Source organism: Rhodanobacter sp. B04 (genome assembly GCF_002001125.1).
Taxonomy (GTDB): Bacteria; Pseudomonadota; Gammaproteobacteria; order Xanthomonadales; family Rhodanobacteraceae; genus Rhodanobacter.
The window spans coordinates 444,279-465,389 of the sequence record NZ_MUNV01000026.1 but is presented as its reverse complement, the minus strand read 5'-3'; the positions used below and the strand labels follow the sequence as shown (position 1 = coordinate 465,389).

The 21,111-nt window shown below is 63.5% G+C and carries 20 protein-coding genes; 12 read left to right on the top strand and 8 right to left on the bottom strand.

The window, feature by feature from the left end; all coding sequences use genetic code 11:
* Nucleotides 1-719 precede the first annotated feature (719 nt).
* The 6 genes from B0E46_RS16910 to B0E46_RS16885 all read left to right on the top strand — a co-directional run bounded on the left by B0E46_RS16910 (nt 720) and on the right by B0E46_RS16885 (nt 4,365).
* Nucleotides 720-1,085 carry a DUF2262 domain-containing protein gene (locus B0E46_RS16910; protein WP_077556880.1) on the top strand — a complete coding sequence of 122 codons (366 nt, stop codon included), beginning with the start codon at nt 720-722 and terminating at the stop codon, nt 1,083-1,085.
* Between the two features lie 390 nt (nt 1,086-1,475).
* Complete coding sequence (locus B0E46_RS16905) at nt 1,476-1,832, top strand: hypothetical protein (protein WP_139350603.1); 357 nt, start codon at nt 1,476-1,478, stop codon at nt 1,830-1,832.
* A gap of 834 nt (nt 1,833-2,666) precedes the next feature.
* The gene (locus tag B0E46_RS16895; RefSeq protein WP_139350602.1) at nt 2,667-2,969 is read left to right on the top strand and encodes a hypothetical protein; all 303 of its coding nucleotides are present in this window, start codon (nt 2,667-2,669) and stop codon (nt 2,967-2,969) included.
* A 62-nt stretch (nt 2,970-3,031) separates the two neighbouring features.
* On the top strand, nt 3,032-3,268 hold the full coding sequence (locus tag B0E46_RS17550; protein WP_139350601.1) for a hypothetical protein: 237 nt from the start codon (nt 3,032-3,034) through the stop codon (nt 3,266-3,268).
* Nucleotides 3,269-3,472: 204 nt separating this feature from the next.
* Complete coding sequence (locus B0E46_RS16890) at nt 3,473-3,853, top strand: VOC family protein (protein WP_077556877.1); 381 nt, start codon at nt 3,473-3,475, stop codon at nt 3,851-3,853.
* Between the two features lie 56 nt (nt 3,854-3,909).
* On the top strand, nt 3,910-4,365 hold the full coding sequence (locus B0E46_RS16885; RefSeq protein WP_077556953.1) for a GNAT family N-acetyltransferase: 456 nt from the start codon (nt 3,910-3,912) through the stop codon (nt 4,363-4,365).
* Nucleotides 4,366-4,445: 80 nt separating this feature from the next.
* On the opposite strand, the gene B0E46_RS16880 is transcribed toward B0E46_RS16885, so the two are convergent.
* Complete coding sequence (locus B0E46_RS16880; protein ID WP_077556876.1) at nt 4,446-5,780, bottom strand: MFS transporter; 1,335 nt, start codon at nt 5,778-5,780, stop codon at nt 4,446-4,448.
* Between the two features lie 175 nt (nt 5,781-5,955).
* On the opposite strand from B0E46_RS16880, the gene cyoA reads away from it, so the two are divergent.
* From cyoA to B0E46_RS16855, 5 genes are all read left to right on the top strand, one after another.
* Nucleotides 5,956-6,894, top strand: coding sequence for a ubiquinol oxidase subunit II (gene cyoA / locus B0E46_RS16875; RefSeq protein ID WP_254425194.1), 939 nt, complete (start codon nt 5,956-5,958; stop codon nt 6,892-6,894).
* Nucleotides 6,895-6,970: 76 nt separating this feature from the next.
* Nucleotides 6,971-8,944 carry a cytochrome o ubiquinol oxidase subunit I gene (cyoB, locus tag B0E46_RS16870; protein ID WP_217316369.1) on the top strand — a complete coding sequence of 658 codons (1,974 nt, stop codon included), beginning with the start codon at nt 6,971-6,973 and terminating at the stop codon, nt 8,942-8,944.
* The gene (gene cyoC / locus B0E46_RS16865; protein WP_077556873.1) at nt 8,937-9,569 is read left to right on the top strand and encodes a cytochrome o ubiquinol oxidase subunit III; all 633 of its coding nucleotides are present in this window, start codon (nt 8,937-8,939) and stop codon (nt 9,567-9,569) included. The genes cyoB and cyoC overlap by 8 nt, the downstream gene beginning before the upstream one ends.
* On the top strand, nt 9,566-9,946 hold the full coding sequence (cyoD, locus tag B0E46_RS16860) for a cytochrome o ubiquinol oxidase subunit IV (RefSeq protein WP_077556872.1): 381 nt from the start codon (nt 9,566-9,568) through the stop codon (nt 9,944-9,946). Before cyoC ends, cyoD begins: the two co-directional genes overlap by 4 nt.
* A 34-nt stretch (nt 9,947-9,980) precedes the next feature.
* On the top strand, nt 9,981-10,814 hold the full coding sequence (locus B0E46_RS16855; RefSeq protein WP_139350600.1) for an SURF1 family protein: 834 nt from the start codon (nt 9,981-9,983) through the stop codon (nt 10,812-10,814).
* Between the two features lie 18 nt (nt 10,815-10,832).
* Here B0E46_RS16855 and ppk1 read toward each other — a convergent pair whose 3' ends face one another.
* Both ppk1 and B0E46_RS16845 read right to left on the bottom strand, forming a co-directional pair.
* Nucleotides 10,833-12,998, bottom strand: coding sequence for a polyphosphate kinase 1 (gene ppk1, locus B0E46_RS16850; protein ID WP_077556870.1), 2,166 nt, complete (start codon nt 12,996-12,998; stop codon nt 10,833-10,835).
* Nucleotides 12,999-13,185: 187 nt separating this feature from the next.
* On the bottom strand, nt 13,186-13,986 hold the full coding sequence (locus tag B0E46_RS16845) for a helix-turn-helix transcriptional regulator (RefSeq protein ID WP_077556869.1): 801 nt from the start codon (nt 13,984-13,986) through the stop codon (nt 13,186-13,188).
* Between the two features lie 126 nt (nt 13,987-14,112).
* Here B0E46_RS16845 and B0E46_RS16840 point away from each other — a divergent pair, with 126 nt between their 5' ends.
* Nucleotides 14,113-15,363: an MFS transporter gene (locus B0E46_RS16840; protein WP_077556868.1), complete on the top strand. Its 1,251-nt coding sequence runs from the start codon at nt 14,113-14,115 to the stop codon at nt 15,361-15,363.
* Between the two features lie 291 nt (nt 15,364-15,654).
* Here the strand turns inward: B0E46_RS16840 and poxB are convergent, their stop codons facing one another.
* The 5 genes from poxB to B0E46_RS16815 all read right to left on the bottom strand — a co-directional run bounded on the left by poxB (nt 15,655) and on the right by B0E46_RS16815 (nt 21,110).
* A complete protein-coding gene (gene poxB / locus B0E46_RS16835) occupies nt 15,655-17,385 on the bottom strand; it encodes a ubiquinone-dependent pyruvate dehydrogenase (RefSeq protein WP_077556867.1) in 1,731 nt (576 codons plus the stop codon).
* Nucleotides 17,386-17,475: 90 nt separating this feature from the next.
* Nucleotides 17,476-18,504, bottom strand: coding sequence for a UDP-N-acetylmuramate dehydrogenase (gene murB, locus B0E46_RS16830; RefSeq protein WP_077556952.1), 1,029 nt, complete (start codon nt 18,502-18,504; stop codon nt 17,476-17,478).
* A gap of 10 nt (nt 18,505-18,514) precedes the next feature.
* Nucleotides 18,515-19,552: a quinone-dependent dihydroorotate dehydrogenase gene (locus B0E46_RS16825; RefSeq protein WP_077556866.1), complete on the bottom strand. Its 1,038-nt coding sequence runs from the start codon at nt 19,550-19,552 to the stop codon at nt 18,515-18,517.
* A 3-nt stretch (nt 19,553-19,555) separates the two neighbouring features.
* Nucleotides 19,556-20,323 (bottom strand): class I SAM-dependent methyltransferase, encoded by a 768-nt coding sequence (locus B0E46_RS16820; RefSeq protein ID WP_077556865.1) that lies wholly within the window; start codon nt 20,321-20,323, stop codon nt 19,556-19,558.
* Between the two features lie 19 nt (nt 20,324-20,342).
* The gene (locus B0E46_RS16815; RefSeq protein ID WP_077556864.1) at nt 20,343-21,110 is read right to left on the bottom strand and encodes an SDR family oxidoreductase; all 768 of its coding nucleotides are present in this window, start codon (nt 21,108-21,110) and stop codon (nt 20,343-20,345) included.
* Nucleotide 21,111: the final 1 nt, after the last annotated feature.

Below are 21,111 nucleotides of genomic sequence, written 5' to 3'. Positions count from 1 at the left end.
GCGGCGCTAGGACATTTGGTTGCTCAACGTCGTTTGGTACATTCATAGTCTGGGTGTCAATCGTGGCTGGCTTGGCAATCGGCGCCATCTGGACCAAGTTTGGTCGGTAGTAAATTCCAGTTCGACGCTCGCGAAGTCTGGCGTTGCGGCCTAACATTTCGTTCAAGGCGGACGGCTTCGCCGCCGCTTAACTCTAGCGTTAGGCTCATATGCATATGAAAGTATCAATAGCAGTCTGCCTTTGTTTACTCGTCGGCACATGCACCGCTTTTCCTGTAAGTTCCGATTCGTTTCATTCAGCGCTCGCGCGTGCCGCGCTCGACCAAATCGAAACTCCCCAGTATTGCGCGAGAAGAAACTGTAATTTTACTTACGTGGTTCCGACGTCAGTAGACACGCGAACGCGCGAAGCGTTGGCCGCTATACGTAAGGTTGTCGCGCCGTCGGAAGTTCCCGAATCCGCCAAGGTTCCTCTGTCTAACAACGTCGAAATCGACAAAATTCAAATTGTCGGAAATACAGCTCTCGTTGAAGGAAACTTATATCCGTACGGCCATAACTCGCTTGATTGCGGTGAAGGTTTTTCCTTTTCCTTCCAGTATGCAAATAACGTATGGGTACCGGGGCAGTGGCGCATGCGTATGTGCTAATTAGTTTGCCTAACAATTCGCTCAAGGCGGACGGCTTCGCCGCCGCTTAACTCCAGCGTTAGGTTGTCTATGAGCGTTACGTTGCAACATGCGGGAACGAACGTCGAAGTCCGCGACGGCCCTTATCTTTCCAACGGGCAACCGACGCCGGACGCAGTTGTTTACTACTCAACTCTTATCGCCAACATCGGCGAGCTCAAACGCTACGCAGCACAATCACTTTTGCCGCTCTACAACAATGTCTGGCTAGACGACGAGATTGGTCAACTGGACGAGCAAACCTTCATGCAAAAATTGGCTCGGCCTTCGGTGCATGTCTACGACGAGATCGGGGCAGCATTGGTCTACTTCGACGATGGCGGCATCTTCGCAGGCCACAGCATCGAAATCACAATCAAAAACGGGCTGCCTTGCCATGCTCAAATTCTTGGCTAAGCAACCTAACTACTCGTTCAAGGCGGACGGCTTCGCCGCCGCTTAACTCCAGCGTTCGGCAGCAAGAGCGGCGGACACGTTTCATAGGAAAGCTCCTGCGTAAGATAGCGGAGCACCCGGATTGACGAAGCCGCGCGATCACCAATACTCAGCAAAGCGCCTGCGGCGGTCGGATAACGGTGTTGATCCGACCGCCGCAGGCGCTTTGCTGGTTTCCGACACACGACCTCGTCGCTGCGGTCCGCCATCGGAAGCGACGAGGCCCGAACAACCCATCCGGAATCCGCCACTCTCGCTCCCGAACAGCGCGTTCAACCGGACTGCGGGTATAGGATGTCGCGACAACCGAGCGCTGCGCACCGCAGCCGGTTAACTTTAGCGTTAGGTGCCATGGAAACTTTGAGGCTGTCATTAACGCAAGAAGACTTGGAGCGTTTCTTCGGTGCAGCTCCATCCAAGTCCGATGCCGATGTTCCATGGCCATACAACGGGCTCACTTTCAATTTCTCTGGCGACCCATATCAGGTCATCTTCTACATCATGCCGTCGTACAGGCACGTAGAGCTGTCCATTCGTTGCGCCAACGAACTTACCTATCAACTCACTGCCTCTGCAGTTAGCGACCTCCGTGTGCTCGGCGGCCCGACTCATGACACACTGGAAATCGTCATCTCGTCCAAAGACAGCGTCTTCATTCGCTTACTTCCATCGGTGCTCGTCGCTCAGCAAGTCGGCGGTGGCACCTAACTACTCGTTCAAGGCGGACGCCTCCGGCGCCGCTTAACTCAAGCGTTAGCCTTCTATATGGACAGCCGGATACTCGACATAGCCTTCAATAGAGCGTATCGCTCTGTTGCTTGGGACAAGCACGGTGAGAACGAGTACGTACTTGTCGGTGACGGCCTCGACATCGACGTGCCTCGCCTGCAGAAGCTAGTGGACGCAACGTTTTCCACTCAAACGGTCTGGCTATCACTTGGTCGGCATGAGGCTGTTCCCATTCCTCGCCAAGATGTAGCAGGCGCCCTTGCACAACGCCTTCGTCCAAGTTCAAATGTCTGCGTGTCTGACGCAGACGTGCACATATTTCTAGAGCTACATTTCTTGGGTGTTGCACGTACAGGGGTGGCGCAGGCTAACTACTCGTTCAAGGCGGACGGCTTCGCCGCCGCTTAACTCCAGCGTTAGATGCCCATGGATATTAGTCGGCTGTTTGTCTTTCTGTCCGCGTGTGTAGTTGCATTTTTTGCGGCAACATACGTGGTGTTCTCGACGCCTTCCCTTCAGTGGGTAGGTGTTGATAGTGTTGTTTGGCCAACAGGCTTTGCGTTTTTGGCTATCTCCATTCTTGCGTTGCTAGTTCCAGCACTTCCCCGCGGCAAGCGCGCCATCGCGCGTTCTCCTCACAAAATTTCGTTTGCCATAAGTTACTCAGTCTTAGCCGCCTACACCGCAATTTGTCTTTTTGCCCTTGTTCTCTATCCTTTTAGGCTGGCGTCAGGCATCTAACATTTCGTTCAAGGCGGACGGCTACGCCGCCGCTTAACTCAAGCGTTAGGCATCAGGAGCATGGAGCCCACTATGTCATCTGTAGAGAAAGAAACCGAGGCGTCGTGGTTTAAGCTCAATGACTACGAGCAGACCTCTCGTGCTCGCTTCGAAGAGCTCCCCGAGCGCGACCTAGGCGACCGGCCTTGGACGGATGAAGATCATGAGAATGTCCGGCGCATGGTTCAACAAATGACTGGTCGTCTTGCGCGGATCGAAGAGCGTCTGGACGTCATCTACCGCATCACACACAACACGCTAAAAGAAATCAAACAGTTGGCATTCGTCGCCTTCGCCGTCGCAATCGCCATTTTTCTCGCGTCGCTGTGGCATTGATGCCTAACAAATCGTTCGAGGCGGACGGCTACGCCGCCGCTCAACTCCAGCGTTAGGCAGCAATGACCAATTTCCTCAGCAAACCTCAGGAGCGCAAAGGTCGCGGCTTGATTTGGCATCTTAAGTGGCTTCTTGCGTCCTATGCGGCGAGCTTCGGCCTGTTTCTTATCGTCTTGATTGCCAGCCTTCCGTTCTACGGCTATGCATTTGCTAACTGGTGGTTCCTTCCGGCTGGTAGTGTTACTCAGTGGGTAGTGGCTGCCTTGGTTTCCCCATTCGTATACGGCCGGCTTCGGTGAGTTCGCGGCCTAACATCTCGTTCAAGGCGGACGGCTTCGCCGCCGCTTAACTCCAGCGTTAGGCCGCAAGCATGCCCTTAAAGAATCCCATCATCTTTACGATTCTGGTGCTTGTCGTGCTGCTTGGTGCAAGCATCGCCAAGGCGCCGACCCTTGCCGCACGCCGCTACGCCAAGTCACCGGACATGAAACAGGCACCAGACCATGAACAAGGAATCCAGGCTTTCCAACATCGGCCAGATCGCAGTGACGGTTAGCGACGTCGAGGCTGCGCTGTCTTTTTACGGCGACACGCTGGGTTTGACCTTTCTGTTCAGCGCCGGGCCCAACCTGGTGTTCCTCGATGCCGGTGGCGTGCGCCTCATGCTGAGCACTCCACAAGGCGCCGGCAGCGTGGGGCACAATTCCATTCTCTACTTCAAGGTCACCGACATCGTCGCCGTGCATGCGGCCCTCGTCGAACGCGGCGCTGTCAGCGAGCGCGCACCGCAGCTCGCGGCCAAGCTCCCCGACCATGAACTCTGGATTGGCTTCTTGCGCGATCCCGATGGCAATCTGGTCGGCCTCATGGAGGAACGGCGGTAATGTTGCCGCGTGGCCCCGACTCAAGCGCGAGGCACTCGCATCCGATGCAGACAGCCATGGAAATCCGCATCGATGACTTGAGCAGCCCGGCGGTTGTCCAGCTGTTGCGCGAGCATTTGCAGGGCATGACCCTGCACTCTCCCCCGCAGAGCATTCATGCGCTGGGCCTTGAGGCACTGCGCAAGCCGGAGATCACGTTCTGGGCGGTATGGCAGGATGCCGACTTGATGGGGTGCGCCGCGATCAAGCAGCTCGACTCCGGGCACGGCGAGATCAAGTCGATGCGCACGGCATCAGCGCATCTGCGCAAGGGCGTGGCAACGCTGCTCATGCGACATATCCTGGACGAAGCCAGGCATCGCTCGTATCGCCGGTTGAGCCTGGAGACCGGATCGGCGGAGGCATTCGCGCCGGCCCACCGCCTCTACGCCCGTTTCGGGTTCAAGCCATGCGCCCCGTTTGCCGACTACGCTGAAGATCCTTACAGCGTATTCATGACAAGGGAGATGTAGCGTTGACAGTGGCCACCGCTGGATCTCCGGATCGCGCAGATAGCCTGGCTCGGCATGGCTACGGGCGCGCACCCGGCACGTCAGTCGCGCTCGGCCAGGGCGCGATTGACCCGCAGGGCCACCAGCGTGCAGATTGCACCTGACAGCAGATAGGTGCTCACCGCCACCAGCCCGAACTTGGATGACAACCCCAGCGCCACCAGCGGCGCGAATCCGGCACCGATCAGCCAGGCGAGGTCGGAGGTCAGTGCGGCGCCGGTGTAGCGGAAGCGGGTCTCGAAATTCGAAGTGACGCTGCCGGCCGCCTGGCCGTACGACAGGCCAAGCAGCGCGAATCCGACCAGGATGAAGGCATCCTGTCCCGAGCGGCTGCCGCCAAGCAGCCACGGCGCGAACAGGCTGAAGATGCCGATCAACGCGGCCAGCACGCCCAGCGTGCGGCGCCGACCGATGTTGTCGGCAATGAATCCGGAGGCGATCGTGGCCAGGATGCCGACGGCCGCGCCAATGATCTGCACCACCAGCACGCTGTTGATCGACTGGGTGTTGCCCAGCACGATCCACGACAGCGGAAACACCGTGACCAGGTGGAACAAGGCATAGCTGGCCAGCGCGGCGAAGGCGCCAAGGAAGAGGTTGTGACCCTGCGTGCGCACCAGCTCGACCACGCCAACCGGCTCCAGCTCGCGCTCTTCCATCGCCTTGGTGTATTCGTGCGTCACCACGAGGCGCAGCCGCGCGAACAACGCGACCACGTTGATGGCAAAAGCGACGAAGAACGGGTAGCGCCAACCCCAGTCGATGAAATCCTCATGCGACAGGCTGGTGTGCAGGAACAGGAACAGCGCGCTGGCGATCAGGAAACCGATCGGCGCGCCCAGCTGCCCGATCATCGCGTACCAGCCGCGCCGCCCCGACGGGGTGTTCATCGCCAGCAGCGACGGCAGGCCATCCCACGAACCGCCCATCGCGAGGCCCTGCAGAAAACGGAAGAACGTGAGCGACCCGATCGCCCAGCCCCCGATCGAACCGTAGTCCGGCAGGAACGCCATGCCCACCGTGGCCGTGCCGAGCAGGAACAGGGCTGCGGTGAGTTTGGTGCCGCGGCTCCAGCGCCGCTGGATGGTCATGAACAGCGCTGTACCCATCGGGCGAGCGACAAACGCCAGCGCGAACAGCGCGAACGACAGCAACATGCCATCCAGCTGGCTGGCGAACGGAAAGAACACGGCCGGGAACACCAGCACGCAGGCGATGCCGAACACGAAGAAGTCGAAGTATTCGGAAGCGCGGCCGATCACCACGCCGATCGCGATTTCGCTCGGGGCGAGCCTGGCCTGACCGTGCAGGCGGTTGACGCGACGCGCCAGCGCATCGGCCGTGGGCTGGGGGGAGTGCTGAAACGTGCTCGACATCGTGCTGCTCGGGGTCGCGTGGGCGGTAGACGCATAGGATCGCACCGACGCGAGACGACCGCCATGGGACAAAATGCCCCATTTCTCAAACCGGCCGATCCGCGTAGTATTTCGAGGCTCCCCCGTCCCGCTACCATCGATAGTCATGTCCCTGAAGGCTCTCCGCGGATTGCTGTTGCCTGTCGTCTTGCTGTTGACGGGCTGCCAGACCGTGCTCATGTCGCCGTCCGGCGATGTTGCATTACAGCAACGCAACCTGATCATCACCTCGCTGTTGCTGATGCTGATCATCATCGTGCCGGTGATCGTGCTGACGCTGCTGTTCGCCTGGCGCTACCGCGCCTCGCACCAGCGCGACGACTACGACCCGGACTGGAACCACTCCACCTTGCTGGAGCTGCTGATCTGGTCGGCGCCCCTGCTGATCATCATCGCGCTCGGCGCGGTGACCTGGGTCAGCACGCACAAGCTCGATCCGTTCCGCCCGCTGGAGCGCGTGTCCGAGGGCCGCCCGGTAACGGTCGACGCCAGGCCGCTGGTGGTCGACGTGGTCGCGCTGGACTGGAAATGGCTGTTCATCTATCCGGAGCAGGGCATCGCGACCGTGAACGAGGTGGCGGCGCCGGTGGACCGGCCGATCGAGTTCCGCATCACCGCCTCGACCGTGATGAACTCGTTCTTCGTGCCGGCGCTGGCCGGCCAGATCTATGCCATGCCGGGGATGCAGACCACCTTGCACGCGGTGATCAACAAGCCCGGTGATTTCGAGGGCTTCTCCGCCAACTACAGCGGCGCGGGCTTCTCCGGCATGCACTTCATGTTCCGTGGCATGGACGAGGCGCAGTTCGAGCAGTGGGTCGCCCAGGCGAAAAGCGGCCCGGTGCTGAGTCGCGACGTCTACCAGCAGCTGGCCAAGCCCAGCGAGAACGATCCGGTCAGTCGCTATGCCAGCGTGGCGCCGTCCCTGTTCGAGGACATCGTCACCCAGTGCGTTACCCCGGGGCCATCCTGCATGAGCGGCATGAAGGGGCCGAACCTGCCAGCCCCCGAGCATGCGCATGACAGCACGGCCGATGAGAGCATGCACGGCATGCCCATGGCCCAGCCACATTGATCCCCCGCCATCCTTTCGCGCCACCCCGTCTTTCCCGGTAACCACGATGTCTGACTCCCCCGACCTTGCCAAACTGATCTTCGGTCGCCTGACCTGGGACGCGATTCCGTTTCACGAGCCGATCCTGCTGTGGACCTTCGTCGCGGTGGCGGCCGGCGGCATCGCGCTGCTCGCCGCGCTGACGTACTTCCGCCTGTGGGGCTATCTGTGGCGCGAGTGGTTCACCAGCATCGATCACAAGAAGATCGGCGTGATGTACATGGTGCTCGGCCTGGTGATGCTGCTGCGCGGTTTCTCCGACGCGATCATGATGCGCATGCAGCAGGCCGTCGCGTTCGGGCACGTCCAGGGCTTCCTGCCGCCGCACCACTACGACCAGATTTTCACGGCGCATGGCGTGATCATGATCTTCTTCGTGGCGATGCCGCTGGTCACCGGCCTGATGAATTTCGTGGTGCCGCTGCAGATCGGCGCGCGCGACGTGTCGTTTCCGTTCCTCAACAACTTCAGCTTCTGGATGACCAGCGCGGGCGCTGCGCTGATCATGATGTCGCTGTTCGTGGGCGAATTCGCGCGCACCGGCTGGCTGGCCTACCCGCCGCTTTCGGGCATCGCGCAGAGCCCGGATGTAGGCGTCGACTACTACATCTGGGGCTTGCAGATCGCCGGCGTCGGCACCCTGTTGTCAGGCATCAACCTGCTGGTCACCATCATCAAGATGCGTGCACCCGGCATGACCATGATGCGCATGCCGGTGTTCACCTGGACCGCACTGTGCACCAACGTGCTGATCGTGGCCGCGTTCCCGGTACTGACCGCGGTGCTTGGCCTGCTCGCGCTGGATCGCTACGCCGGCACCAACTTCTTCACCACGACGCTTGGCGGCGACGCCATGATGTACGTGAACCTGATCTGGATCTGGGGCCATCCCGAGGTCTATATCTTGATCCTGCCTGCGTTCGGCATCTACTCCGAGGTGGTGGCCACCTTCAGCCGCAAGCGCCTGTTCGGCTATACCTCGATGGTCTACGCCACCGTGGTGATCACGGTGCTGTCCTACCTGGTCTGGCTGCACCACTTCTTCACGATGGGCTCGGGCGCCAGCGTCAACTCGTTCTTCGGCATCACCACGATGATCATCTCGATCCCCACCGGGGCGAAGATCTTCAACTGGCTGTTCACCATGTATCGGGGCCGGATCACCTTCGAGGTGCCGATGCTGTGGACGGTCGCGTTCATGGTCACGTTCACCATCGGCGGCATGACCGGCGTGATGCTGGCGGTGCCCCCGGCGGACTTCGCCCTGCACAACAGCCTGTTCCTGATCGCGCACTTCCACAACGTGATCATCGGCGGCGTGCTGTTCGGCCTGTTCGCCGGCATCAACTACTGGTTCCCGAAGGCGTTCGGCTTCCGCCTCGATCCGTTCTGGGGCAAGGTCTCGTTCTGGTTCTGGGTGGTCGGCTTCTACTTCGCCTTCATGCCGCTGTACGTGCTCGGCCTGATGGGCGTGACGCGCCGGCTGAACCACTTCGAGGACCCCTCGCTGCAGATCTGGTTCCAGATCGCCGCATTCGGCGCATTGCTGATCGCGCTGGGCATCGGCGCCATGCTGATCCAGTTCTACGTGAGCTTCCGCCACCGCGAGGCGCTGCGCGACCATACCGGCGATCCCTGGGGTGGCCGCACGCTGGAGTGGTCGACTTCGTCGCCGCCACCGGCCTACAACTTCGCGTTCACCCCGCGCGTGCACAACCGGGACGCCTGGTGGCAGATGAAACAGCACAACTACGAACGGCCGACTGCGGACTTCATCGCGATCCACATGCCGAAGAACACCGGCGCCGGCGTGATCCTCGGCGGCATCAGCACCGTGCTCGGCTTCGCCATGATCTGGCACATGTGGCCGCTGGCCGTCTTGTCGTTCATCGCGCTGCTGGCCGTCGCGATCGGTCATACCTTCAACTACCAGCGCGACTACCACATCCCGGCCGATGAAGTGTCCCGTGTCGAGGCAGCCCGCTCGGAGCTGTTAGCCAACCATGTCTGATATCCAAGCCATTCCCCTGCCCGGCCAGCCGAGCACGCTGAGCTTCCACCTCAGCGAAGAACACCACCCGCAGCACGGCACCCTGCTGGGTTTCTGGCTGTACCTGATGAGCGACTGCCTGGTGTTCGCCTGTCTGTTCGCGGTGTACGCCGTACTCGGGCGCAACTATGCCGGCGGTCCGACCGGCGCGCAGATCTTCGAGCTGCCGGTGGTGGCGCTGAACACCGCCTTCCTGCTGCTGTCGTCGATCACCTATGGCTTCGCCATGCTGGAGATGCAGCGCAACGGCAAGCGCGCGATGCTGGCCTGGCTGGCCATCACCGGCCTGCTCGGCGCGTGTTTCCTGTTCCTGGAACTGCGCGAGTTCGGCCACCTGATCGCGATCGGCGCCGGCCCGCAGCGCAGCGCGTTCCTGTCCTCGTTCTTCACCCTGGTCGGCACCCACGGCCTGCACGTCACCTTCGGCATCGTCTGGCTGGTCACCCTGATGGTGCAGGTCGGCAAGAAGGGCTTGATCGCCGAGAACAAGCGCCGGCTGATGTGCCTGTCGATGTTCTGGCATTTCCTCGACGTGGTCTGGATCGGCGTGTTCAGCTTTGTCTACCTGATGGGAGTGCTGCCATGAGCGCGCACACCGAGCACCATGACGATGGCCACGGTCACGACGACGGCGCCAGTCACAGCACGCTGAAAGGCTACATGACCGGCTTCGTGCTGGCGGCGATCCTCACCGCCATCCCGTTCTGGCTGGTGATGACCGGCCAGTTCGAAAAATCCAGCACCACCGCGGCCGTGGTACTGGGCCTGGCGGCGGTGCAGATGATCGTGCACATGATCTACTTCCTGCACATGGACGCGAAGTCCCAGGGCGGCTGGAACATGCTGGCGCTGATCTTCACCCTGGTGATGGTGGTGATCACGCTGAGCGGTTCGATCTGGGTGATGTACCACCTCGACCACAACATGATGCCGTCGATGATGGACGTGAAGAGCCTGCCATGAAGCAGGACGCCGTTACCGCACGCCTCACCGGATCATGTCGCGGCCAGACAACCCGGCAATGATGGATGATGCCAGCCGCGGCCCGCGCGGGCCGCTGGCCCTGGTCGCAGTGGCTGCGCTGGCACTGGTGTTTTTCGCCAGCTTCATCGCCCTCGGCACCTGGCAGGTGCACCGGTTGCACTGGAAGCACGCGCTGATCGCCCGCGTCGACCAGCGCGTACATGCACCTGTTGTCGACGCGCCTGGGCCGGCCCAGTGGGCGCATCTCACCGCCGACGCCGATGAGTACCGCCATGTACGACTGAGCGGCACGTACCTGCCTGACCGCCAGACCCTGGTCTGGGCCAGCACCGAACTGGGCAATGGCTATTGGGTGATGACGCCACTGCGCCTGGCCGACGGCAGCGTGGTGCTGGTCAATCGCGGCTTCGTACCTGCCGAAGAGTGCAGCCCTGACGCATCCTGCCTCGTGCCCCCCGGCGGCGCGACGACCATCACCGGCTTGCTGCGCATGAGCCAGACCTGGGCGTTCCTGCGTCATAACGATCCCGCACACGGGCGCTGGTATACGCGCGATGTCCAGGCGATCGCCGCCGCCCGCGGACTGACCGATGTCGCGCCCTACTTCGTGGATGCGGATGCCGCGCCGACCGACGCAACCGGCAGCGCCGCATCGTGGCCACAAGGTGGCCTGACGGTGATCCACTTCCCCGACAATCACCTGGTCTACCTGATCACCTGGTATCTGCTGGCCCTGATGGTGGCCGCCGCTTCCGTGCATGTCGGGCGCGTCGAATATCGCCTGCGCCGCGACGCGCAGCGCAAGGCGGCCGCATCATCCGCGCAGGCGCCTTCCAGCCCGCCCTGAGAACCTGTGGGAACAGCTTCAGCCGCCCGCGCTGACCCCGCAAAGCTTCTCCAGCAATTCACCCTGCACGTTGCGGACCGGCTCGTCAGTGGCCACGAGCGGCCGCACGTACTGGCCATCGGCCTGCAGCAGCAGCGCACTGGTGTTGTCGGCGAGATAGAGATCCAGTGCATTGCGCACGCGCTGCTGCAGCTTCTTGCCTTCCAGCGGGAACGCCGCCTCGACGCGGCGATCCAGGTTGCGCTCCATCAGGTCGGCGCTGGCCAGGTAGAGCTGCGGCTCGCCATCGTTGGCGAACCAGTAGACGCGGCTGTGTTCGAGGAAGCGCCCGATGATCGAACGCACGCGGATGTTCTCGGACACACCCTCCATGCCCGGCCGCAGGCAGCACACGCCGCGCACGATCAGGTCGACCTGCACGCCGGCGATGCTGGCCTTGTACAGCGCGCGGATCACCTTCGGCTCGGTCAGCGCGTTCACCTTGATGACGATCTGCGCCGGCTTGCCGGCCGCGGCATGCGCCGTCTCGTGTGCGATCAATTCGAGCAGGGTCTTCTTCAGCGTGAACGGCGCATGCAGCAGCTTCTTCATGCGCAGCACCTTGCCCATGCCGGTAAGCTGGCTGAACAGCTTGTGCACGTCCTCGCACAGCGCCTCGTCGGAGGTGAGCAGGCTGTAGTCGGTGTACAGGCGCGCGTTGCCGGTGTGGTAGTTGCCGGTGCCCATGTGCGCGTAGCGCACCAGCTCGCTGCCTTCGCGGCGCTGGATCAGCATCAGCTTGGCATGCGTCTTGATGCCGACCACCCCGTAGATCACCATCGCGCCGGCCTGCTGCAGGCGCGATGCGAGCGTGAGGTTGGATTCCTCGTCGAAGCGCGCGCGCAGCTCGACCACCGCGGTCACTTCCTTGCCCGCGCGCGCCGCGTCGACCAGCGCATCGACGATTTCCGAATTCGCGTTGGTGCGGTACAGCGTCTGCTTGATCGCCAGCACCTGCGGATCCTTGGCCGCCTGGCGCAGCAGGTCGATCACCGGCGAGAACGATTCGTACGGATGGAGCAGCAGCACGTCCTGCTTGCCGATCACCTGGAACAGGTCTTCGGCATGCTTGAGCGCTTTCGGCAGGACCGGCGTGAACGGGCGGTACTGCAGCTGCGGGTAGCTGGCGTTGCTGGCGATGCTGAACAGGCGGGCCAGGTTCACCGGGCCGTTCACCTCGTACAGCTCCGACTCGCCGAGGCCGAACTGCTTGAGCAGGTAGTCGGCCAGGTCCTTCGGGCAGTTGTCGGCCACCTCCAATCGCACCGCGTCGCCGAAGCGACGGGAGTACAGCTCGCCGCGCAGGGCCAGCGCCAGATCCTCGACGTCTTCCGGATCGAGCGTGAGGTCGGCGTTGCGAGTCAGCCGGAACTGGTAGCAGCCGAGCACGGTCATGCCGGGAAACAGTTCCTCGGCGTGCGCATGGATCATCGAGGACAGCAGCACGTAGTTGTCGCCGCCCTCGCAGATCTCCTGCGGCAGGCGGATCAACCGCGGCAGCACGCGCGGCGCCGGCACGATCGCCAGGCCCGAATCGCGGCCGAACGCGTCGACGCCATCCAGCCGCACGATGAAGTTCAGGCTCTTGTTGACCAGCAGCGGGAACGGGTGGGTCGGATCGAGTCCGATCGGCGTGATCAGCGGCGCCACCTCCTCGCGGAAATAGCGGCGCACCCACAGCTTCTGCTTGTGCGTCCACTGCGTGCGGCGGACGATGCGGATGCCCTGCGCAGCCAGTTCCGGCAGGATGCGCTCGTTGAGGATCGCGTACTGGCGCTCGATCTGCCGGTGCGCGATCTCGCTGATCTCGGCCAGTGCACGGCGCGGCGGGATGCCATCCGGGCCGATCAGTTCGTGGTCCAACGCGATCTGGCCCTTCAGCCCGGCCACGCGGATCTCGAAGAACTCGTCCATGTTGCGCGAGAAGATCAGCAGGAATTTCAGCCGCTCCAGCAGCGGCGTGCGCTCGTCCAGCGCCTGGTCCAGCACGCGGATGTTGAACTGCAGCTGCGACAGCTCGCGGTGGATGTACAGCCGGTTGTCGCCGAGATCCTGCGATGCCTCTGCCGGGTTTGGCAACGCCTCATTGGCAGCCGGCACGGAGGGGGCGGTCGGCAAGGTGTCGCGGACGATGCGGCTGTTCATTGGCACAAATCCATGATCCGGTCAGAAAGGTCGCGCGACCCGAGAGACTGTCATGCGGGCAGACATGGTAACCCCGTGCCGGCATGGCGACCGTGATATGACAGGGCAACACCGACCCAGCTTGCCAGCCGACTTTGACATGCCAGTGACCGTGGCCGCTTCATGCGACTGCCGGGCGCACACCGGCTCATGCCTCGGCCACGCCGCGGTCGTTGCGCTCGTGCGATGCCAGGTAGCGGCTGGGCGCGGCACCGAGTACCCGCCGGAACGCCGCGGTGAACGCGCTGGCGCTGCTGTAGCCAAGGTCGACGGCCACCTGGGTGATCGATTCGCCGCCACCCAGCCGGGTCAACGCCACCAGCAGACAAGCCTGCTGGCGCCAGGCGCTGAAACTCATGCCGGTCTGCTGGCGGAACAGGCGGGTGAAGCTGCGCCGGCTCATGCCGGCCTTGTGCGCCATGGAGTCGATGTCGATTTCCAGTGCCGGCGCCGCCATCAGGGCGCGACATAGCCGGGCCAGCCGGGGATCGCGCGGCAACGGCGTGCTCAGCGCCAGCGCAGGCATCGCGGCGATCTCGTCCAGCAGCAGCGCCATCACCCGGCCATCGCGACCGTCCAGTGCGTACTCCGCCGGCAGATCCACGGCCTCCAGCAGCAAGGCGTGCAGCAGCAGCGACACGCCGATCACCCGGCAATGGCGCGGCAGTTGCGCGGCAGCCGCGTCCCTCACATAGGCACTGCGGGTGGACACCACGCCGCTCATGCGCACCTCATGCGCGACACCGGCCGGAATCCACAGCGCACGGCGCGGCGGCACCACCCAGCTGCCTTCGTCGGTGATCACCGTGACCACGCCGGTGGCGGCGTACAGCAGCTGGCCGCGCTTGTGGGCATGGCGGGGCAGGACGTAGTGCGGCGGATAGTCGTTGCCGGTGGTGACGACATCGCGCGGGGTGTCTTCGTAATGGGTGATCCGTGTATTGCGCATGGCGAGCGAAGCTGTGGCCCGGATTCGACAACATTTGACCCACTGATGCATGCGGGCCCGCGCCCGTCACTCTAGAGTGGCGCTCCTGGCAATGCAATGCCCCTCCCCCATCCCCGAGATTTGTCCATGGATACCCGCGTCGACGAGGCGAGCCTAGCGGCTCAGCCGACGACCCCAGCGATGACGCAACCGGTACAGCATGCCGAAGGCACCGCCTTCGGCGTGCTTGGCGGCATCAGCTTCGCGCACATGCTCAACGACATGATCCAGTCGCTGCTGCTGGCGATCTACCCGGTCCTGAAAAACGATTTTCACCTGAGCTTCGCCCAGGTCGGCCTGATCACGCTGACCTATCAGCTCACCGCCTCGATGCTGCAGCCGCTGGTCGGCATGGTCACCGACCGCCGGCCGATGCCTTACTCGCTGCCGGTGGGCATGGGCTTCACCCTGTGCGGCCTGTTGCTGCTGGCGGTGGCGCCGAACTTCCCGATCCTGTTGCTGGCGGCTGCGCTGGTCGGCACCGGCTCGTCGGTATTCCATCCGGAATCCTCGCGGGTGGCGCGGATGGCCTCGGGCGGCCGGCATGGCCTGGCGCAATCGCTGTTCCAGGTAGGCGGCAACACCGGCGCGTCGCTGGGGCCGCTGCTGGCCGCATGGATCATCGTGCCGCAAGGGCGCGGCAGCGTGGCATGGTTCTCGCTGGCGGCACTGCTGGCGATCGTGGTGCTGCTGCAGGTCGGCCGCTGGTATGCGCAGCATCACGTCGCGCGCAGCAAGTCGGCGGCGCGACACCTGACGGTGGTGGCGCTGTCGCGCAACCGGATCATCGGTGCGCTGGCGATCCTCGGCCTGCTGATCTTCTCCAAGTATTTCTACCTGGCCAGCCTCAGCAGCTATTACACCTTCTACCTGATCCACAAGTTCGGCGTGTCGGTGCAGAGCGCGCAGGTACACCTGTTCGTGTTCCTGTTCGCGGTGGCGGCCGGCTCGCTGATCGGCGGCCCGATCGGCGACCGCATCGGGCGCAAATGGGTGATCTGGGTATCGATCCTCGGCGTGGCGCCGTTCACCCTGCTGCTGCCGCATGCGAACCTGATGTGGACCGGCGTGCTGACGGTGATCATCGGTCTGATCCTGGCCTCGGCGTTCTCCGCGATCCTGGTCTACGCGCAGGAGCTGATCCCCGGCCGGGTCGGCATGATTTCGGGACTGTTCTTTGGTTTTGCCTTCGGCATGGGCGGTATCGGCGCCGCCGTGCTCGGCGGATTGGCCGATGCGCATGGCATCGAATACGTCTACCGGTTGTGTGCGTATCTGCCGTTGATGGGGTTGATCACGGTGTTTTTGCCGGATATCGAGAAGCGGGCTCGCGCGTAGCTTATTTGTTGGAGCGGCTTCAGCCGCGATGCGCTTGCTCATTTTGTTGATCGAGTGCAGAGCTTTCGCCTCCGTTGGAGGGCGAGGAGTCCTGTCGAAAAGCCCGGCTCCGGCTCACGGACTTGCCGGGCAGGATGCCCGGCAAGCGCCAAGCGGGGTGGCCTTCTCTTTTGGTTACTTTTCTCTTGGCCACGCAAGAGAAAAGTAACTCGGGCTCCGCAGGAGCACGAAAGCCCTGTGCTTCGGATCAAAAGTACAAACCAAGCTGAGCATTGCGGGTGCGCAATCAGCTCAGCGCAGCAGATTGCTGCGTGCCAGTTCGATCAATTCGTCGCCACGCCCGTTCATCACGGTGCGCAACGCCCACAGGCTGAAACCCTTCATCTGTTCAAGCTGGATCTTCGGCGGCATCGACAACTCCTGCCGGTTGGTCACCACGTCGACCAGTGCCGGGCCGTCATGGGCGAAGGCGTCGCGCACGGCTTTTTCCAGATCGCCCGGGTCTTCGACGCGCACGCCATAGATACCGGCGGCACGCGCCACGGCGGCGAAGTCGGGATTGTCCAGGGACACGCCCACCGGCAGGAAGCCGGAGGCCTTCATCTCCAGTTCCACGAAACCCAGCGTGCCGTTGTTGAACACCACGATCTTCACCGGCAGCTCGTGCTGCACCAAGGTGAGCAGGTCGCCCATCAGCATGCTGAAACCGCCGTCACCGGACAGGCTGACTACTTGCCGCTTGGAATACGCGGTCTGCGCACCGATCGCCTGCGGCATCGCATTGGCCATCGAGCCGTGCACGAACGAACCGAGCAGGCGGCGACGACCGTTCATCTGCAGATAGCGTGCAGCCCAGATCGTGGGCGTACCGACGTCGCAAGTGAACACGGCATCGTCGCTGGCTGCGTCACTGACCACCTTGGCGACGTACTGCGGGTGGATCGGTTTGCTGCCGGCTTTGCCGGTTGCCAGGTCGTTGAGACCTTCGCGCGCCTTGCGATAGTTGGCCACGCTTTGCTTGAGATGGCTGTCGTCCGCAGCGGGTTTCAGGCGCGGCAGCAGCGCCGCGACGGTGGCGTTGACGTCACCGACCAGGCCCATGTCCAGATGACAGCGGCGCCCCAGGTTTTCGGCACGCAAATCGATCTGGCAGATCTTCGCGTCGCTGGGAAAGAACTGCCGGTATGGAAAATCGGTACCGAGCAGCAACAGCGTGTCGCAAGCCATCATCGCTTCGTAGCCGGAGCTGAAACCGATCAGGCCGGTCATGCCGACGTCGTAGGGGTTGTCCCACTCGACGTATTCCTTGCCGCCCAGCGCGTGCACCACCGGCGCCTTCAGCGTTTCCGCCAGCCGGATCACCGCATCGTGCGCGCCCGCGCAACCGCGCCCGCAGAACAGGGTGACCTTGCGGCCGCTGCCGAGCAGCTCGGCCAGCCGATCGAGCTGCGCCGGCGGTGGCGTGACCTGCGGTGCCGGCGCCAGCAGGCCGGCGGTGGAAACCACCGGGCCGGAGGCGGCCGACAGTGCGACATCGCCGGGTATCACCAGGACCGCCACGCCACGCTTGGCGATCGCGGTACGGATCGCGATGGCCGCGGCGCGATGGATCTGCGAAGCGTCGCTGACCAGTTCGCAGTAGTGGCTGCATTCCTGGAACAGGTTCTGCGGATGGGTTTCCTGAAAATAGTCGCTGCCGATTTCCACGGAAGGAATATGCGCGGCGATGGCCAGCACCGGGGTACGCGTGCGCTGGGCGTCGTACAGCCCGTTGATCAGGTGCAGGTTGCCCGGTCCGCAGGAGCCGGCACATACGGCCAGCTCGCCGGTCAATTGCGATTCGGCGCTGGCGGCGAAGGCCGCGGCCTCTTCATGCCGATAGTGAAACCAGCTGATGTCCTTGCGCTGTCGCAATGACTCGGTGATGCCGTTGAGGCTGTCGCCGACCAGTCCATGGATACGTTTCACCCCGGCCTGGGCGAGGGTTTCGACCAGTACATCGGCAACATTGCTGATACCCATCGCGGCATTCCTTCACGGCCGTGGCAAGGCGCACATGCTGGCATGCGTGCTATTTCGGTTGCGTGAAGGGTCGCCTGGCGCGGCCGGCAATCAGCCGGCGCCGATCACCACCGGCTCCGGCTCCAGCCGCACGGCGAACTTTGCCGCGACACCCGCAATCACCTGCTGCGCCAGCGCCCACAGCTCGGGGCCGCTGGCCTTGCCATGATTGACCAGCACCAGCGCATGCCGATTGGAGATCCCCGCATCACCCTCGCGGACGCCCTTGAAACCGGCTGCCTCGATCATCCAGGCAGCGGATACCTTGCACCGGCCGTCGGGTTGTGGCCACACGGCCAGCCCGGGATGTTCGCGCTTGAGCGCATCCGCCGGCGCCGCGTCGATGATCGGGTTCTTGAAGAAGCTGCCGGCGTTGCCGATCACCATCGGATCGGGCAACTTGCTCGTGCGCAGGTGCACCACGGCTTCGGCCACGTGGAACGGCGCGGGCTTGTCGACGCCCATCCGTGCCAGTTGCTCGTTGATGCCGGCGTAGTCGGTGCGCAGCGGACGGCTGCGCGGCAACACGAAGCGCACGGCGGTGACGATGTAACGGCCCGGTTCGTGCTTGAACAGCGAGTCGCGATAACCGAACGCGCAGGTCGCATGATCGAGCGTCACCACGCCGCGTTCGCGGATGTCCCACGCTTCCACACTCTCGATGAACTCGGCCACTTCGCAGCCGTAGGCGCCGATGTTCTGGATCGGCGCGGCGCCGACGGTGCCTGGGATCAGGATCAGGTTCTCCAGGCCCGCGTAGCCCTGGCCCAGGGTCCAGCGCACGAAATCGTCCCAGCGTTCGCCAGCGGCGACCGCGATGCGTGCGCTGTCGCCATCACTTTCCACCTGCACGCCTCGGGTTTCCATCGCCAGCACGGTACCGTCGAAATCGCCGGTGAAAAGTACGTTGCTGCCCTCGCCCAATACCAGCAACCGGTCGTTGCCGATAGCCGGAAAACCAAGCAGTTCAGGCAATTTGCTGGCGTCGCGCATCTCGGCCAGCAGCTTCGCCCGTGCGGCCACGCGCAGCGTATTGCGGTTCGCCAGCGAGGCGTTTTCGATGAGCGTGTAACCCCCCATGTCCGTGCGTTCAGGCAGCATGGGCAGCCTCGCGCTGGCGACGGATTTCGTTGACGCATTCGCCAACGAGTTGCGGACCGCGATAAATCAGGCCCGAATAGACCTGCACCAGCGAGGCACCGGCATCCATCTTCTCGGCCGCGTCGCTGCCGTCGAGGATACCGCCCACGCCAACCAGCGGGATGCGCCCCTGCAGGCGCCGGTGCATGCCGGCCAGCACCGCGGTGGCGCGTTCGAACAAGGGCTTGCCGGACAGGCCGCCGGTTTCGCCGCCATGCGGATCGTCGGCCACGGCAGCGTGGTCGATCGTGGTGTTGCTGCAGATCACGCCGTCGATGCCGGTGCGCAGCAAGACCTCGGCAATCGAGTCCAGCTCGGCCTCGCTCAAATCCGGTGCGATCTTCAGCAGCATCGGCTTGCGCCGGCCAGCCTGCGAGCCCAGCCGCTCCTGCGCCGCGCGCAACAGCGAGATGAACTTGTACAACGTGGCTTCCTGCTGCAGGTCGCGCAGCCCCTGCGTGTTCGGTGAGGAGATGTTCACCGTGACGTAGCTGGCGTGCTCGTAGACCTTGTGCAGGCAGGTCAGGTAATCGTTGACCGCCTTCTCGTTCGGCGTGTCCTTGTTCTTGCCGATGTTGATGCCGAGCACGCCGTGGTAGCTGGATTGCTGCACGTTGCGCACCAGCGCCTCGACGCCGCCGTTGTTGAAGCCGAGCCGGTTGATGATCGCCTCGTGCTGCGCCAGTCGGAACATGCGCGGCTTGTCGTTGCCGGGCTGCGGCAGCGGCGTGACGGTACCCACCTCGATGAAGCCGAAACCGAGCGTGTCGAGCGCATCGAGATGCTCGGCGTTCTTGTCCAACCCGGCGGCCAGACCGACCGGATTCGGGAATGTGATGCCGAACACCGTGGTCGGCAGATCGGCCGGTGGCTTCGCGATCCAGTGCGCGAAGTTGCTGCGCTGGGCCACGCCCAGGCCGTACAGGGTGAGGTGATGTGCGGTCTCGGGATCGAGCTTGAACAGCAGCGGGCGCAGGTAGTCGTACATGGGTCAGGCCAGGTGTCCGGCAAAGATGCGGGTGACGTAATCGAAGCTTACCGTGCCGTGCTCCGAGCAGGCGTCGAACAGTTCGCGCAGTGCGTGCAGCATCGGCCCGTGCATGGGATGGCCGGCCTGCGGCGCATAGGAGGAGGACATCAGCCTGCCGCGCAGTGCCTCGAAGTCCAGCCGCTGGCCATGCTCGAAGCTGGCGCTGCCACGCCAGCCGTCACCAAACCAGGCACGCATGCGCGCATCGTCGGCGTAGCGTTCGGCCACGCTGGTGTAATCGGTACCATAAGCCTGCAGCAACGCCTCGTAGCCTTCGAGGAAGCGCGTGCCGGTCAGCCGGCGCGAATTCCACCAGATCGCCGCCAGCCCGCGCGGGCGCAGGATGCGCGCGAACTCACGCCGCGTCGCTTCCTCATCGAACCAGTGGAACGCCTGCGCCACGGCGACCAGGTCCACGCTGGCGTCGGCAAGTCCCGTCGCATCGGCGGCGCCGTCGACAGCATGAAAGCCATCGTACGCACCCAGCGAGTGCTGGGCTGCCGCACGCATCGGCGCATTTGGCTCCACCGCAGTCACGCGATAACCGGCGTCGAGAAACATCTTCGACGAGATGCCGGTGCCGGCGCCGATGTCGGCCACCCGCCAGCGGGTATCGACACCCTGCTCGCGCTGCAGCCAATCGAGCAAGGCCGGCGGATAGTCGGGCCGGTAGCGCACGTAGTCGTCGACGCGATCGCTGAAACGCGCGGTGGACTGCAGGTCGCTCATCTGATCGACTCCGCTTCGCTCAGCCATGCAGCATCTGGCCGCCATCGACGACCAGGGTCTGCCCGGTGATCCAACCAGCCCACGGCGAGGCGAGGAACAACGCCGCATGGGCAACCTCCTCCGGCGTGCCGTAGCGGCCGAACGGGATCTTGGCCAGCACGGCGGCGTAGCGCGCCGGATCCTCATGCCTGCAGCGATCCCACATGCCGCCGGCAAACTCGATCGAGCCGGGCGCGATGGCGTTGACCCGGATACGCTGTTCGGCCAGTACCAATGCCTGTGACGTCGTGTAGTGGCTCAGCGCACCCTTCATCGCGGCATACGACGGGCCACCCGGTCGCGGGCGCAATGCCGCGATCGAACTGGTATGCAGGATGCTGGCATGTGCCGATTTCGCCAGATGCGGCAGCGCGACCCGCGAGGCGCGCACCGCGGCCATCAGGTCGACGTTGAAATCGGCCAGCCACGCTTCGTCGTTGTCGCCGAAACCGTAGCCGCTGGCGTTGTTCACCAGTACGTCGATACCGCCGAGCGCGCTGGCGGCACTCGCGACATAGTCCTCGATGGCCTTCGCATCGGCCAGATCACATGACTGCGCGTGTGCGGCCACACCGCAGCCAGCGATCATCTGCCGGGTTTCCTCCAGCGCGACTTCGCCACGTGCGCAGATCGAAACTGCGGCGCCGGCCTGAGCAAACGCCAAGGCGATGCTGCGACCGATGCCGCGGCTGCCGCCGGCCACGACGACACGCCAGTCGCCAAAATCAAACGGTGCCGACTTGACCATG

Excerpts from the sequence above, each read along its gene's own strand:
- B0E46_RS16880 (WP_077556876.1), bottom strand. The coding sequence starts at position 5,780 with ATGTCGAGCACGTTTCAGCACTCCCCCCAGCCCACGGCCGATGCGCTG.
- B0E46_RS16825 (WP_077556866.1), bottom strand. The coding sequence starts at position 19,552 with ATGTACGACTACCTGCGCCCGCTGCTGTTCAAGCTCGATCCCGAGACC.
- B0E46_RS16910 (WP_077556880.1), top strand. The coding sequence starts at position 720 with ATGAGCGTTACGTTGCAACATGCGGGAACGAACGTCGAAGTCCGCGAC.
- B0E46_RS16820 (WP_077556865.1), bottom strand. The coding sequence starts at position 20,323 with ATGAGCGACCTGCAGTCCACCGCGCGTTTCAGCGATCGCGTCGACGAC.
- B0E46_RS16905 (WP_139350603.1), top strand. The coding sequence starts at position 1,476 with ATGGAAACTTTGAGGCTGTCATTAACGCAAGAAGACTTGGAGCGTTTC.
- B0E46_RS16895 (WP_139350602.1), top strand. The coding sequence starts at position 2,667 with ATGTCATCTGTAGAGAAAGAAACCGAGGCGTCGTGGTTTAAGCTCAAT.
- B0E46_RS17550 (WP_139350601.1), top strand. The coding sequence starts at position 3,032 with ATGACCAATTTCCTCAGCAAACCTCAGGAGCGCAAAGGTCGCGGCTTG.
- poxB (WP_077556867.1), bottom strand. The coding sequence starts at position 17,385 with ATGGGTATCAGCAATGTTGCCGATGTACTGGTCGAAACCCTCGCCCAG.
- B0E46_RS16815 (WP_077556864.1), bottom strand. The coding sequence starts at position 21,110 with ATGGTCAAGTCGGCACCGTTTGATTTTGGCGACTGGCGTGTCGTCGTG.
- B0E46_RS16845 (WP_077556869.1), bottom strand. The coding sequence starts at position 13,986 with ATGCGCAATACACGGATCACCCATTACGAAGACACCCCGCGCGATGTC.
- B0E46_RS16855 (WP_139350600.1), top strand. The coding sequence starts at position 9,981 with ATGTCGCGGCCAGACAACCCGGCAATGATGGATGATGCCAGCCGCGGC.
- B0E46_RS16840 (WP_077556868.1), top strand. The coding sequence starts at position 14,113 with ATGGATACCCGCGTCGACGAGGCGAGCCTAGCGGCTCAGCCGACGACC.
- ppk1 (WP_077556870.1), bottom strand. The coding sequence starts at position 12,998 with ATGAACAGCCGCATCGTCCGCGACACCTTGCCGACCGCCCCCTCCGTG.
- murB (WP_077556952.1), bottom strand. The coding sequence starts at position 18,504 with ATGGGGGGTTACACGCTCATCGAAAACGCCTCGCTGGCGAACCGCAAT.
- B0E46_RS16885 (WP_077556953.1), top strand. The coding sequence starts at position 3,910 with ATGGAAATCCGCATCGATGACTTGAGCAGCCCGGCGGTTGTCCAGCTG.
- cyoC (WP_077556873.1), top strand. The coding sequence starts at position 8,937 with ATGTCTGATATCCAAGCCATTCCCCTGCCCGGCCAGCCGAGCACGCTG.
- B0E46_RS16890 (WP_077556877.1), top strand. The coding sequence starts at position 3,473 with ATGAACAAGGAATCCAGGCTTTCCAACATCGGCCAGATCGCAGTGACG.
- cyoD (WP_077556872.1), top strand. The coding sequence starts at position 9,566 with ATGAGCGCGCACACCGAGCACCATGACGATGGCCACGGTCACGACGAC.